The 13,676-nt window shown below is 50.1% G+C and carries 14 protein-coding genes and 1 tRNA gene; 8 read left to right on the forward strand and 7 right to left on the reverse strand.

Going from position 1 to position 13,676, the window contains the following annotated elements:
* The 5 genes from HKN79_11660 to HKN79_11680 all read right to left on the reverse strand — a co-directional run.
* Positions 1-652: NAD(P)-dependent oxidoreductase (locus HKN79_11660; GenBank protein ID NNC84223.1), on the reverse strand; the 652-nt coding region annotated here is incomplete at its 3' end.
* Positions 649-1,377: a glycosyltransferase family 2 protein gene (locus HKN79_11665; GenBank protein NNC84224.1), complete on the reverse strand. Its 729-nt coding sequence runs from the start codon at positions 1,375-1,377 to the stop codon at positions 649-651. The genes HKN79_11660 and HKN79_11665, both read right to left, overlap by 4 nt.
* Before the next feature lie 133 nt (positions 1,378-1,510).
* A tRNA-Gly gene (locus HKN79_11670) sits at positions 1,511-1,583 on the reverse strand.
* A gap of 52 nt (positions 1,584-1,635) precedes the next feature.
* Complete coding sequence (locus HKN79_11675) at positions 1,636-2,889, reverse strand: 3-deoxy-D-manno-octulosonic acid transferase (GenBank protein ID NNC84225.1); 1,254 nt, start codon at positions 2,887-2,889, stop codon at positions 1,636-1,638.
* A 1-nt stretch (position 2,890) separates the two neighbouring features.
* Positions 2,891-3,661: a hypothetical protein gene (locus HKN79_11680; protein ID NNC84226.1), complete on the reverse strand. Its 771-nt coding sequence runs from the start codon at positions 3,659-3,661 to the stop codon at positions 2,891-2,893.
* Between the two features lie 121 nt (positions 3,662-3,782).
* Here HKN79_11680 and HKN79_11685 point away from each other — a divergent pair, with 121 nt between their 5' ends.
* Genes HKN79_11685 through HKN79_11720 form a run of 8 tightly spaced genes read left to right on the forward strand, consistent with a single transcriptional unit; the run spans position 3,783 to position 11,941 of the window.
* A complete protein-coding gene (locus HKN79_11685) occupies positions 3,783-4,910 on the forward strand; it encodes a DegT/DnrJ/EryC1/StrS family aminotransferase (protein ID NNC84227.1) in 1,128 nt (375 codons plus the stop codon).
* Positions 4,911-4,928: 18 nt separating this feature from the next.
* A complete protein-coding gene (locus tag HKN79_11690; GenBank protein NNC84228.1) occupies positions 4,929-6,242 on the forward strand; it encodes a UDP-glucose/GDP-mannose dehydrogenase family protein in 1,314 nt (437 codons plus the stop codon).
* A complete protein-coding gene (locus HKN79_11695; protein ID NNC84229.1) occupies positions 6,239-7,225 on the forward strand; it encodes an SDR family oxidoreductase in 987 nt (328 codons plus the stop codon). Before HKN79_11690 ends, HKN79_11695 begins: the two co-directional genes overlap by 4 nt.
* Positions 7,222-7,800: an N-acetyltransferase gene (locus HKN79_11700; GenBank protein ID NNC84230.1), complete on the forward strand. Its 579-nt coding sequence runs from the start codon at positions 7,222-7,224 to the stop codon at positions 7,798-7,800. The genes HKN79_11695 and HKN79_11700 overlap by 4 nt, the downstream gene beginning before the upstream one ends.
* A complete protein-coding gene (locus tag HKN79_11705; GenBank protein NNC84231.1) occupies positions 7,793-8,836 on the forward strand; it encodes a Gfo/Idh/MocA family oxidoreductase in 1,044 nt (347 codons plus the stop codon). The genes HKN79_11700 and HKN79_11705 overlap by 8 nt, the downstream gene beginning before the upstream one ends.
* Positions 8,836-10,125, forward strand: coding sequence for a nucleotide sugar dehydrogenase (locus tag HKN79_11710; protein NNC84232.1), 1,290 nt, complete (start codon positions 8,836-8,838; stop codon positions 10,123-10,125). Before HKN79_11705 ends, HKN79_11710 begins: the two co-directional genes overlap by 1 nt.
* Positions 10,126-10,133: 8 nt before the next feature.
* Positions 10,134-11,186: a dTDP-glucose 4,6-dehydratase gene (rfbB, locus tag HKN79_11715; protein NNC84233.1), complete on the forward strand. Its 1,053-nt coding sequence runs from the start codon at positions 10,134-10,136 to the stop codon at positions 11,184-11,186.
* Positions 11,186-11,941 carry a hypothetical protein gene (locus tag HKN79_11720; protein ID NNC84234.1) on the forward strand — a complete coding sequence of 252 codons (756 nt, stop codon included), beginning with the start codon at positions 11,186-11,188 and terminating at the stop codon, positions 11,939-11,941. The genes rfbB and HKN79_11720 overlap by 1 nt, the downstream gene beginning before the upstream one ends.
* Positions 11,942-11,963: 22 nt before the next feature.
* Here the strand turns inward: HKN79_11720 and fabD are convergent, their stop codons facing one another.
* Positions 11,964-12,845, reverse strand: coding sequence for an ACP S-malonyltransferase (gene fabD / locus HKN79_11725; GenBank protein ID NNC84235.1), 882 nt, complete (start codon positions 12,843-12,845; stop codon positions 11,964-11,966).
* 88 nt (positions 12,846-12,933) lie between these two features.
* The gene (locus tag HKN79_11730; GenBank protein NNC84236.1) at positions 12,934-13,668 is read right to left on the reverse strand and encodes a Bax inhibitor-1/YccA family protein; all 735 of its coding nucleotides are present in this window, start codon (positions 13,666-13,668) and stop codon (positions 12,934-12,936) included.
* Positions 13,669-13,676 lie beyond the last annotated feature (8 nt).

Raw genomic sequence — 13,676 nt, forward strand, 5'->3', positions numbered from 1 at the left:
TGGTCTGAACGATCTCCTTAAAGCCCATACACTGGGGTCCTCTTAGTATCATCATATAATCTGGGTGGCTTTCTTGAAGGATGATCTCTTCCATATTATCCACTAGATCCTTGACATGGATAGGGCACAGTGGAGTCCCTACTCCTCCTGGATATACGACCAGCCGTTTTTGAAGAACGGTTCTGATCAATGATTCGATCCCTTCTTCTTTGCCTCCCCCGAATACCTCACTGGGTCTGAGGATAAGATGGTCGGGGCAATGTGATCGTATGTACTCCTCCGCACGGAACTTACTGACCCCATAGGCACCCGAATGCATACCAGCTACACGACTGCTGATGAATACAAAGCGTTGGCCTGGATCACAGGCATCGACCAGTGCACGAGTGGCGAGGTGATTGACCTGCTCGTAGAGATTCTCATCGTGAGAATGGGTGATAGCCGCTCCATGAATGACCATATCACATGTAGCCAAGTGATCACGCCATGTATCTGGCTGCAATAGATCCCCGTGTATCAGTTCTATCCCCTCCATGGAAATCGACTGTCTGCTAAGTCCTATGCAGGTATTCCCTCTGTCTCGGAGTCGAGTTGCCAGATCGCGAAGTAGGAATGATGTGATACCGGTGATGAATATCCGTTGGTCTGTCATTTACGCTTGCCGTACTCTCTGAATCTATAAGCGACCAGGTTCTTCATGAACTCGAAGATGGCGGCTATCTTGACAAAACTCTGCCTTCCTTCCAATTCTTCGAAGACTACTGGAAACTCGTAGAAGGGGATCCGATGACGCCCTACCTGTATCATGATCTCTGCATCGATGAACCAATCATCGGAGTGCAGATCCAAGCGCTGATAGGCCTCACGCGTGAGCATTTTGGGTTTGCTGTTGACATCTTTGGACCGTATGCTGCTGAATAGCGCTTTGAAGAGGAGGTTATAGCCTCCGCTGATGAGTCTGCGATAGAAACCATCGTTCCGTTGTTCGCGATAGGTCTTGACCAGTCCGAACTCCCCTTTCTTGATGATTTCGAAACAGTGGGCGATACTCTCTATCGGAAACTGCCCGTCCCCGTCTATCACACAGATATATCGTCCTGATGCATGCTCCAGTCCCATGCGCATATCCCAGCCCATCATGCCTTCTTTGGGTTTGCAGATGGCCTTGAACATGGGGTCTTCAGCAGCAATCTTCTCTACTACCTGCTGTGTGCGATCTCCACTACCTTCCCAATAATTCCCCACCAATACGATCTCACTCTGTGGACTGAGAGAAGTGATGAGTTCCTTGGTCTTCTGTGCAAAAGGGATGATGGACTCCTCAGAACGATAGCAGAGGATGACCACAGATAGTTCGATGTCTGTTGGGATCGACACCGCGTGAAGGTAAGATAGAGATCAAGAATTCGATTTCTTGCTGAGCCGGATTGTTTTAACAATCCTCATTCTCAGTGAAAGCTTGTAGTCCGGAAAAAAAGAACGCGTTGTCTTCACAACGCGTTCCGCTTTGAGCGAGAGACGGGATTCGAACCCGCGACCCTAACCTTGGCAAGGTTATGCTCTACCAACTGAGCTACTCTCGCTTATCCCGTATAAACGGGCGGCAAATATAAACGATTCTTGATTTAGAAAAAGTCAACTAGGGAGTGTTTCTCGTACGTAGGAGATGACTTCTTGACTGGCACCCTGATTGGCCGCGCAGTAGCGCCAAGCCTGCTGGCCGGCCGACTCTTTCAGTTCTTCGTCCTCAAAGAGAAGCTTGTTCAGCATCGCGTTCAGTTCTTTCTGCGTCTCTACAGAGAAGGCCGCGCCATTCTCTACTAGGTCCACTGCTTCTTTGAACATCTGATATCTGGGTCCGAAGAGTATCGGCCTGGACCACACGGCTGCTTCTAGCGTATTATGGATTCCAGCACCGAATCCTCCCCCTATCAAGGCGACTGTAGCGTACTTGTATAGGTATGAAAGCATACCTATGCTATCTACGAAAAGCACCTTTTCATTTCCGGAAGACTCTTCCATTTCAGAGTATCGGATGGCCGGTGACCTGCACTTATTGATGAATTCTGAGATCCGCTTCTGATCGATCTCATGTGGGGCGAAGATCACCTTGAAGTCACGCTCTGGATGGCTATTGATATACTCCATCATCAGGATCTCATCATATGGCCAACTGCTACCCACCACGATCACTGGAAGGTCTCTACAGAAGCGTTCGATCTTCTCAAGAGATCGTTCCTCATTCTTCATCTCCATCACCCGGTCGAAACGCGTATCTCCATTGACCGTGTAGTTGGTGAAACCGATCTCTTCCAACAGTCGAGCACTCTCTTCATTCTGGAGAAAGAAATGACTGAAGGCTTCAAGTCCTTTCTTGAAAAAACCTCCCCAAGGCTTGAAGAATCCCTGTTTAGCATGCAACCTTCCAGATACCAGTATGGTCGGAATCTGATTGCGCTTAAGTTCATTCAGGTGATTGAACCAGAATTCATACTTGATGAACAAGGCTATTGTTGGATCGAGGATCTCGATGAATCTTTTGGCATTCTGTTTTGTATCGAGGGGCAAGTAGGTCACCAGATCCACTTTATCATAGTCCTTCCTGATCGTATATCCGGAGGGAGAAAAAAAGGAAAGGACCAGTTGGGCATGAGGAAACTCCTTGCGTAATGCTTCTATGATCGGTCTCCCCTGTTCGAATTCGCCCAAGCTGGCAGCATGGATCCAGATCACCGGACCTCCACGATCCTGCATTACCTGCTGAAGGCGTTCGGCCCAATTCTTACGTCCTTGTAACCAGAGTCGTGCTTTTTCCTTGAAAGGATATGCGAGACGGATTCCCAGCACATACATACGCATCATCAGGTCATAGAGGGCCTGCTGCACCATATCATCTATAGAATTTTCCTGCTGATCTGCGGTAGATGGGAAAGGACCAAGAGACCTTGACTCCATATAGGGAATCCAGTCGCTTGCTATCGTCCTTGCGCATGAGGTCGAAATTGAAATCCCTACGACTTTGCGTCCAGGCTTGATAGCCTTCCAGTCCGATGGTCAAATTGACCAATCGATTATTGCTCAACAGTTGATAGCCGATGAACTGATAGGCTGAGAATCCATTACTCAATCGATCATACCCTTTGAGGTATTCACCTTCCAACTGGGGAACATCATTATTCCGCGTCTCCAGTCGGATATTATGCTGAAGCATACCGCCTCCTAGTCGCACTACCAGTCCGCTGTTGTCATTGGGACCGAAGAGTGGTATGACCCGACCCACAGTCCCGACCAATGTCATACCTCTTTCCAGCAACAACAACTCGGTGAATCCTCCTTCCTGATCGATCACAAAGCCCTCCGATGTGCGGATGTTGACAGCCACATCCTCCTTGACCTTGTTTCCGAAGATGAAACCACCCTCGAGACCGAAGACCCAATTGCTGCCCGTTTTGTAGTGATAAGAAGCTCCTAGAAATCCATTCTCACCGAATCGTTCGCTGATATCCCCTGCTGGGATATGCGCTCCCAGACTGAAATCTATCATGGACATGGAGATGATGGAATCCTGAATGTTCCGCTGAGCTGCCAACTGCGATATGCCTAGGCCTATGGATATTCCCAGAAGAGTCAAGGAAAGTCGTAACATCTCGTTCTTACGCATAGAGCGCAAAGGTATCAAACGCTTTTCTCGATTGCCCTGAGCGATAGGAGCGAGATGCTCAGAAGCATGATTTCGAGGGCATGATTCTCTATCTTCGCAGCCCTAATCCAAGTATGATTTCATGAGACCCATCCAGATGGTCGACTTGCTCGGTCAGTATGATAAGATTCAAGAAGAGATCGATCAAGCCGTGACCGATGTCATCAGAAGCTCAGCCTACATCAATGGCCCAGAAGTCAAAGCCTTCCAAAAGGAACTGGAAGAATACCTGGATGTGGCCCATGTGATCCCTTGTGCCAACGGTACAGATGCTTTGCAACTCTGCATGATGGCGCTCGACCTGAAACCCGGTGATGAAGTGATCACGGCTAGCTTCACTTATGTGGCAACTGCTGAAGTCATAGCTCTTCTAGGTCTCACACCTGTACTGGTCGATGTGGATCCAGATACGTTCAACATAGACCTGGACGCGATCAAGGACGCCATTACAGAAAAGACCAAGGCCATCGTTCCCGTACATCTATTCGGACAGTGCGCTGATATGGAACCGCTGATGACCCTGGCACAAGAGCATGGTCTCTATGTGATCGAGGATACGGCCCAAGCGATCGGAAGTACATACACTTACGCCAACGGCACTTCTAGAAAAGGTGGTTGTATGGGTGATTTCGGTACGACTTCGTTCTTCCCTTCAAAGAATCTCGGATGCTTCGGGGATGGTGGTGCCATATTCACCAACGATGATGATCTGGCCAGCAAAGCACGCATGATGGCGAATCACGGGCAGACCAAGCGCTACTACCATGACATGATAGGTGTCAATAGCCGCTTAGATAGCATACAGGCCGCGATTCTCCGCATCAAATTGAGACATTTGGATGACTACATCGCAGCGCGGCAGCGTGCGGCCGAATATTACGATGAACGATTTGCTTCGGTCGAGAGGATCCTCACTCCGGTGAGAGCGTCCAACAGCGACCATGTATTCCATCAATATACCTTGAAGACCAATGGAACTTCTAGGGATGAGATCGTAGAGCATCTGACCAATAAAGGTCTGCCGGCCATGATCTACTACCCGGTGCCCTTGCACATGCAGAAGGCCTATCTCGACCCCAGATATTCAGAAGGCATGTTCCCAGTGACCGAGAATCTATGTGAGCGCGTATTCTCGCTTCCGATGCACACGGAATTGACCCATGAACAACAGGACCTACTGGTCGACTCGGTCCTAGAAGCCATTTCATAAAAAGACTATTTCTACCCTATGAGAATCGCAGTGATCGGAACCGGATATGTAGGCCTGGTAACAGGTACTTGCTTTGCTGAAACAGGCAATGATGTCATGTGCGTGGACATCGATGAGGCCAAGGTGGAGCAGATGCGTCAAGGGGAGGTACCTATCTATGAACCTCATCTGGATGTGCTCTTCGAACGGAATATCAAACAAGGCCGACTGAAGTTCACGACCGACCTGGCCGAAGGTATTGAAGGTGCAAAAGTCATCTTCCTTGCACTTCCGACCCCTCCGGGTGAGGATGGTTCGGCCGATCTCTCCTATGTACTAGGAGTAGCCGAAGAACTTGGCCCGATGCTCAAGGAATTCACAGTAGTCGTAGATAAGAGCACGGTCCCTGTGGGGACGGCCGAAAAAGTGCGCGCAAAGATCGCTGAGAATGCACACGAGCAGTTCGCAGTGGTCTCCAATCCTGAATTCTTGCGAGAAGGCTTTGCGGTGGACGACTTCATGAAACCCGATCGGGTTGTAGTCGGTACCTCATCCGAATCGGCCAAGAAGGTGATGGAAGAACTTTACAAACCCTTCATCCGACAGGGGAATCCGTTGATCTTCATGGATGAGAAATCTGCAGAACTGACCAAGTATGCAGCCAATGCGTTCCTGGCGACCAAGATCACCTTCATGAATGAGATCGCCAACTTCTGTGAAGCGGTCGGGGCTGATGTGGACAAGGTCAGACTCGGTGTGGGAACGGATACACGTATCGGAAAGCGATTCCTCTTTCCCGGGATCGGATATGGTGGAAGCTGCTTTCCCAAAGATGTCCAGGCCCTTCATCGATCCGGAAAGGAAGAAGGAATGGATTTCAAGATCCTGCAATCGGTGTTGGATGTCAATGATCAGCAAAAACTCCGCCTGGTCGATAAGCTCAAAGCACATTTCGATGGCGACCTCAGCGGAAAGCACTTCGCTCTCTGGGGACTTGCCTTCAAGCCGGATACCGATGACATACGCGAGGCGCCTGCCTTGTACATGATCGATGCCCTGATCGAAGCAGGTGCCAGCATTACGGCTTTCGATCCAGAGGCCATGGACAATGTCCGATCACGCATCGGAAACCGGATATCTTATTCAGAGAATGGGTATGGAGCGCTGGTAGATGCAGACGCACTGCTCATCGCTACTGAATGGGCCGTATTTCGAAATCCGGATTTCAGTAAAGTGGCAGATGCTTTGAAGAACAAACTCATCTTCGATGGTCGTAACCTGTATGACCTCGATGCGATGCGTGACCAAGGATTCACCTATTACAGTATCGGAAGAGAGACCGTGGGCGCATGAAAAGAGTACTCATCACCGGTGCAGCAGGATTTCTTGGATCACACCTCTGTGATAGATTCATCGCAGAAGGGCACTTCGTGATGGGCATGGATAATCTCATCACGGGTAATCTCAAGAACATCGAACACCTTTTCGGGCAGGATCGATTCGAGTTCTATCATCACGATGTCTCCAAATTCGTGCATGTCCCGGGTGACTTGGATTATATACTGCATTTCGCTTCCCCCGCCAGTCCCATCGATTATCTCAAGATACCTATCCAGACCCTCAAGGTGGGCTCACTGGGTACACACAACCTGCTCGGTCTGGCAAAGGCCAAGGGAGCGCGTATGCTCATCGCCTCTACCTCTGAAGTCTATGGTGATCCTCAGGTGCATCCGCAGCATGAAGACTATTGGGGCAATGTCAATCCGGTAGGGCCACGTGGGGTCTATGATGAGGCCAAACGCTTCCAAGAAGCCATCACCATGGCCTACCATCGTTTCCATGGATTGGAGACACGTATCGTACGTATATTCAATACCTATGGCCCACGGATGCGACTCAATGACGGTCGCGTGCTGCCTGCATTCATTGGTCAAGCCCTACGGGGTGAGGATCTTACCGTATTCGGAGACGGCTCCCAGACCCGTTCTTTCTGCTATGTAGATGACCTCATCGAAGGGATCGTACGTCTCTTGAACAGCGATTACACTCAGCCGATGAACATCGGCAACCCGGATGAGATCAGCATTCTGGATTTTGCTCAGGAGATCGTAGAACTCACCGGTACCGATCAGAAAGTCACCTTCAAAGACCTTCCAACGGATGACCCCAAACAACGAAGGCCCGATATCAGTCGTGCACGTGAGATCCTGGATTGGGAACCTCGCGTTTCACGCAGTGCTGGACTCCAGACCACATTCGAGTACTTCAAATCCTTGAGTGAAGAGGAACTGAACCATAAGGAGCATATGGACTTTGAGAAATATATCATCCGATAATGGACTATTTCGCGCATGAAACGGCCGTGATCGATGAGGGATGCTCTATCGGAAAGGATACCAAGATCTGGCATTTCAGTCATATCATGACCGATTGTAGTATCGGTGAGAAATGCAATCTGGGACAGAACGTGGTGATCTCACCGCAGGTCCGATTGGGGGACAATGTCAAAGTACAGAACAACGTATCGATCTACACCGGGGTCATCTGTGAGGACGATGTCTTTCTCGGTCCATCCATGGTATTTACCAATGTGACCAATCCACGCAGCGCGGTCAACCGCAGAGGACAATATGCCCGCACTCTGGTCAAGCAAGGAGCAAGCATCGGTGCCAATGCGACCATCATCTGTGGTCACGACATCGGTCGTTTCGCTTTTATCGGAGCGGGAGCCGTAGTGACCAAGGATGTTCCTGACTACGCCTTGGTGGTCGGTAATCCGGCCAAGCATATCGGTTGGATGAGCGAGTATGGCCACCGCTTGCAATTCGATGCAGATGGCTGGGCCACCTGTCCCGAAGGTGGAGAGCGCTACCGTTTGGAAAATGAAAAAGTTCAAAAAATAGATGGCTGAACAGAAAATAGGATTTGCCGTACTCGGCTGTGGTCACATCGGTAAGCGACACGCACAGATGATCCTGAATCATCCTGAGGCTGAACTCATTGCCTTGTCCGATGTCGCTTCTCCAGATGGACTGGACATCGACCATTTGAATGTCCCGTTCTATTCCTCCTTTGAAGAGATGCTTGCGAAGGAGGAGAACATCGAAGTCGTATGTATCTGTACTCCTAATGGCCTTCATTCCGATCAGGCCATCCTGGCATTGGAAGCTGAGAAGCACGTGGTCTGTGAGAAACCCATGGGATTGACCAAGAGCCGATGTGAAGAGGTCATCTACAAATCCTTACAACGCAATAAACGCGTGTTCTGTGTGATGCAGAATAGGTATAGCCCGCCTTCCGTTTGGCTCAAGGAGATGATGGAGAGCGGTCGCTTGGGGGACATCTATATGGTACAGGTGGATTGTTACTGGAACCGGGATGCACGCTATTACAAAGCGGGTGGATGGAAAGGGACTCCCGATCTGGACGGTGGAACCCTATTCACCCAATTCTCGCATTTCATCGATCTCATGTATTGGGTCTTTGGAGATATCGAGCATATACAAGGGAAGTTCAGGGACTTCAACCATGAGGAGCTGACCGCATTTGAAGACTCCGGATTCGTCAGTTTCGATTTTGTGAATGGCGGTATGGGAGCCATCAATTACAGCACGGCCGTCTATGATAAGAACTTCGAAAGCAGCATGACCATCATCGCTGAGAACGGTACCGTCAAGGTAGGTGGACAGTATATGAACGAAGTCATCTATTGCCATGTCAAAGACTATGAGATGCCTGAACTTCCCGAGGGCGCACCTCCAAATGATTATGGAGCGTACAAAGGCAGTGCCGCCAACCACCATTTCATCATCGAGAATGTGGTAGAGACATTGAAAGAACGGGGTACTGCCACGACCAACGCATTGGAGGGACTCAAAGTGGTGGAGATCATCCAGCGCATCTATGAAGTAAGGGACGAACAAGAAAAAAGTAGCAAGAAGAAATGATCTACGAAGAGCTGAAGAATAAGGAAGCAAAACTGGCCCTCATCGGATTGGGCTATGTCGGATTGCCGATCGCTCTGGAATTTGCACGTGACTTCTCGGTGATCGGATTCGATATCAATGCCCAGCGCGTGGACCTGATGCGACAGGGAATAGACCCGAGCAATGAATTACCGGCTGAAGCATTCGATGGATGTGATATCCACTTCACAGCCGACCCGGAAGAGTTGAAGGAAGCCAAATTCTTCATCGTGGCCGTACCTACACCCATCGATGAGTCCAAGATGCCCGATCTAGGCCCTGTACTCTCGGCCTCGAGAGCTGTGGGTAAAGCATTGAAGAAAGGGGACTACGTGGTCTATGAGTCCACCGTATATCCCGGATGTACCGAGGAGGATTGTATCCCGGTGCTCGAAGAAGAATCCGGTTTGGTGTGGAAGCAGGACTTCATGGTGGGCTATAGCCCGGAGCGTATCAACCCTGGGGACAAGGAGCACACCATACGCACCATCCTCAAGATCGTATCCGGATGCTGTGAAGAATCATTGGATCAGATCGCCAAGGTCTACGAGACCGTAGTAGATGCCGGTATCCACAAAGCCCCCACCATCAAAGTGGCAGAGGCTGCCAAGATCATCGAGAACACGCAACGGGATGTCAACATCGCCCTCATCAATGAACTCTCGATCATCTTCGGGCGCATGGGTGTCAATACCTATGACGTGCTGGAGGCGGCCGGTACCAAGTGGAATTTCTTGAATTTCAGGCCCGGGCTTGTAGGAGGTCACTGTATAGGTGTCGATCCCTATTACCTGACCCACAAGGCCAAGCAGTTGGGCTATCACGCCAAGATCATCAACTCTGGACGTTATGTGAACGATACTATGGGATTCTATGTCGGTAAGCAGACCGTCAAGATGATCATCAAGAACGGTATCGATGTCATGAATGCCAAAGTGCTTATCATGGGAGCCACTTTCAAGGAGAATGTCTCGGACATACGCAATAGCAAGATCGTGGATGTGGTCAAGGAATTCGAATCCTTTGGTGTACAGGTGGATGTCATCGATCCGCATGCTGACAATGATGAACTCATGCAGGAATATGGATTCGGTCTGGTGACAGAACCCAGCTCCGATTACGCAGCAGTCATTGTAGCCGTCAATCATGATGAATACCAGAATCTACAGGAGAATTATTTCAAGAACCTGATGCACCCGGATGGCATTTTCGTGGATCTGAAAGGCATCTACAAAGACCGTATCAAGGACTTCGATTACTGGAGTTTATAAGCAAGCGCATGAAAAAAGTACTCATCACCGGAGGAGCAGGATTCATTGGAAGTCATGTGGTACGCCTTTTCGTAACGCGCTATCCCGAGGTGCATGTCCTCAACCTGGACAAGCTTACCTACGCAGGGAATCTGGAGAACCTGAAGGACATTGAAGATGCTTCCAATTACAGGTTCATCAAAGGGGATATCACGGACAAGGATTTCCTGAATGAACTCTTCAGTCAACATGACATCCAAGGGGTGATCCATCTAGCGGCCGAGTCCCATGTGGACCGTAGCATCTCTGGCCCTGATGAATTCGTTCTGACCAATGTGATCGGCACGGTCAACCTGATGAATGCAGCCCGAAAGGCCTGGGGGGATGACATGGATTCGCGCAGATTCTACCACATCTCTACAGACGAGGTCTATGGATCATTGGGTGATACCGGACTCTTTACCGAAGAGACTCCCTATGACCCACGTAGCCCATACTCGGCCAGTAAGGCCTCCAGCGATCATTTCGTACGGGCCTTCTACCATACTTATGGACTACCGGTCGTGCTATCCAATTGCTCCAATAACTACGGCCCCTATCAATTCCCAGAGAAACTCATCCCATTGATGATCCACAATATCAAGCACAATAGACCCCTACCGGTCTATGGGGAGGGAATCAATGTGAGGGATTGGCTCTGGGTAGTGGATCACGCTCGGGCCATCGATGTCATCTACCACGAAGGAAAAGTAGGTGAGACCTACAACATCGGTGGGAACAATGAGTGGAAGAATATCGACCTGGTCAAGAAACTCTGTGAGATCATGGACCGGAAACTCGGTCGCGAGATCGGCACCTCTGAGCAGTCGATCACCTTTGTCAAGGACCGTGCAGGGCACGACCTCCGCTACGCGATCGATGCCAATAAGATCAAGGAAGAACTGGCTTGGGAGCCGAGCATCAGCTTCGATGAAGGCTTCGAGCAAACAGTCGATTGGTATCTGGAGAACGAGGACTGGCTGGAGCATGTGACTTCTGGAGCCTATCAGAATTACTACAAGGAACAATACGCAGAACGTTGATGGGGATATTCGGCCGCCTATTCGGTAAACGCGAGAAGCTCATCGAGCCGGCTGACATCTCTTCATTGAAGGTGGACATCCATTCGCATCTCATCCCCGGCATAGATGATGGGGCGCAGGATATGGAAGAGAGCCTGGCCTTGCTGCGAAGATTCGAAGCATTGGGATTCCAGAAGGTCATCACTACCCCGCACATCATGGCGGACTATTACCGTAACACTCCGGATATCATACTAGGGGGCTTAGAGAAAGTACGTGCCGCCATCAAGAAGGAAGGCATGGAGATCCAGATCGAAGCTGCAGCCGAATATTACCTGGATGACCGGTTCGAGCAATTGCTCGATGATGAGGATCTCTTGACCTTCGGTTCCAAGCGCTATCTGCTTTTCGAACTTCCATTTGTGGCCGAACCTTTGAACCTGAACAGTGCCATTTTCAACATGCAGCTCAAGGGCATCAAACCCGTTCTAGCCCATCCGGAACGCTACGGATTCTGGTCACGCGATCTGGAGAAATACGAGGAACTTCACGATAAAGGAGTTATCCTACAGATCAATCTCAACTCTCTGGGTGGATACTACGGTCCAGAAGTGAAGAAAGTGGCCGATCATCTGGTCGAGCAAGAGCTCATCGGGCTGGTAGGCACGGACTGCCACCGGAGTGATCACTTGGACGCTCTAGAGCAGGTCACATTGCGTGTCCCCTCATTCCATCGTCTTCTAGAACAAGGAAAGCTCATCAATTCGACCCTTTGATCTGGGATTCTTGACCGATCCTTCAGACTACGGCAGAGCGGGTGTTCAATTGGCGGTCTACTTTCTTGAATAGACCTTGAAGTACTTTTCCGGGGCCGACTTCTATGATCTCTTCTGCACCTTCGGTCAGCATATTCTGCATGGTCTGGGTCCATCGCACCGGAGCGGTGAGTTGAGCTATCAGGTTCTCCTTGATGGTCGAAGCATCTGTCACTGGAGCTGCGGTCACATTCTGATAGATTGGGCACATGGGTGATTGCAGATCGGTACGAGCAATGGCCTCGGCCAATTCTTCTCGGGCCGGCTCCATGAGAGGGGAATGGAAGGCTCCACCTACCGGAAGCATCAGTGCTCTGCGCGCTCCCGCTTCGGTCAATTTCTCACACGCACTCTGTACGGCAGGTACCGCACCTGAGATGACCAATTGGCCCGGACAATTATAGTTGGCTGCCACTACTACCCCGTCCACTTCTTGACATACGTTCTCCACTACCTCATCATCCAATCCCAATATGGCTGCCATGGTGGATTCCACCGCTTCACATGCCTTCTGCATGGCCATGGCCCGCTTGGACACCAAAGTGAGACCATCGGTGAAGTTCATACTTCCAGCCGCTACCAACGCAGAGAATTCACCGAGTGAATGCCCTGCGACCATGTCCGGTCTGAAATCATCTCCCAAGGCCTTGGCCAAGATGACCGAGTGCAGGAAGATGGCCGGTTGGGTCACTTTGGTCTGCTTGAGTTCCTCATCCGTACCGCTGAACATGATATCGGTGATCCGGAATCCCAATAGTTCGTTGGCCTGCTCGAATAATTCCTTCAGTTCACCTCCTTGCTCATAAAGGTCCTGTCCCATTCCAATGAACTGGGACCCTTGCCCTGGAAATACGTATGCTTTCATGTCGGTCTATTTTGAGGGGCAAATCTATTACAACTACTAAAGAAAAAGGCCTCGGATGAGGCCTTGTAGTTCTTTTCGTCACAAAAGGTCAGTCCCTTCCTCCGAAGAGTCGCAAGAGCATCAAGAAGAGATTGATGAAGTCCAGATAGAGACTCAAAGCCCCCATGATGGCCGCTTTACCCGCTATCTCTGTGCCGCCCGGAATGGAAAGACCGATACGCTTGAGTCGCTGAACATCATAGGCCGTAAGCCCGGTAAATACCAGTACTCCTATGATGCTGATGATGTAGTCCAATTGAGAACTGCCCAAGAACCAATTGACCACCATGGCCAAAATGATCCCGATAAGCCCCATGAACAACAACCTGCCGAACTTGGTCAGATCGGTCTTGGTGGTATAACCCAGTACAGCCATGGTACCGAATGTCGCGGCCGTGATAAAGAAGGTCTGATAGATGGTACTGGCCGCATAGGTATAGAAGATGTAGCTCATGCTGATACCCATGATCACCGAGAAACCGATGAAGAGCAGCATCAAACTCATATAGGATAAGCGTTGCAGAGCCGCACCCATGGCAATGACGATTCCTAAAGGTGCGAGCATGGCCACCCAGCCTAGGACAGAATGACCTCCTGTGGGGGTATAAAGCAGACTGAAGAGGGACTCCTGACTGGCAAAACCGTAGGCAGTGAATGCCGTGATCATCAATGCCCCGGTCATCCAACTGAACACATTGGTCATAAAGGCCTGCAGGTCGGTGCCCGTAGCTTCTGCAGACGTGATAATGGGTCCTTGATATCCTCTTTCTTCCAAATTATCCATTGAAAATC

This window comes from Flavobacteriales bacterium, assembly GCA_013001705.1.
Taxonomy (GTDB): domain Bacteria; phylum Bacteroidota; class Bacteroidia; order Flavobacteriales_D; family JABDKJ01; genus JABDLZ01.

Coding starts and splice junctions, on each gene's coding strand:
- HKN79_11675 (NNC84225.1), bottom strand. CDS start 2,889: ATGGTGCAGCAGGCCCTCTATGACCTGATGATGCGTATGTATGTGCTG.
- HKN79_11680 (NNC84226.1), bottom strand. CDS start 3,661: ATGCGTAAGAACGAGATGTTACGACTTTCCTTGACTCTTCTGGGAATA.
- HKN79_11685 (NNC84227.1), top strand. CDS start 3,783: ATGAGACCCATCCAGATGGTCGACTTGCTCGGTCAGTATGATAAGATT.
- HKN79_11690 (NNC84228.1), top strand. CDS start 4,929: ATGAGAATCGCAGTGATCGGAACCGGATATGTAGGCCTGGTAACAGGT.
- HKN79_11695 (NNC84229.1), top strand. CDS start 6,239: ATGAAAAGAGTACTCATCACCGGTGCAGCAGGATTTCTTGGATCACAC.
- HKN79_11705 (NNC84231.1), top strand. CDS start 7,793: ATGGCTGAACAGAAAATAGGATTTGCCGTACTCGGCTGTGGTCACATC.
- rfbB (NNC84233.1), top strand. CDS start 10,134: ATGAAAAAAGTACTCATCACCGGAGGAGCAGGATTCATTGGAAGTCAT.
- HKN79_11720 (NNC84234.1), top strand. CDS start 11,186: ATGGGGATATTCGGCCGCCTATTCGGTAAACGCGAGAAGCTCATCGAG.
- fabD (NNC84235.1), bottom strand. CDS start 12,845: ATGAAAGCATACGTATTTCCAGGGCAAGGGTCCCAGTTCATTGGAATG.
- HKN79_11730 (NNC84236.1), bottom strand. CDS start 13,668: ATGGATAATTTGGAAGAAAGAGGATATCAAGGACCCATTATCACGTCT.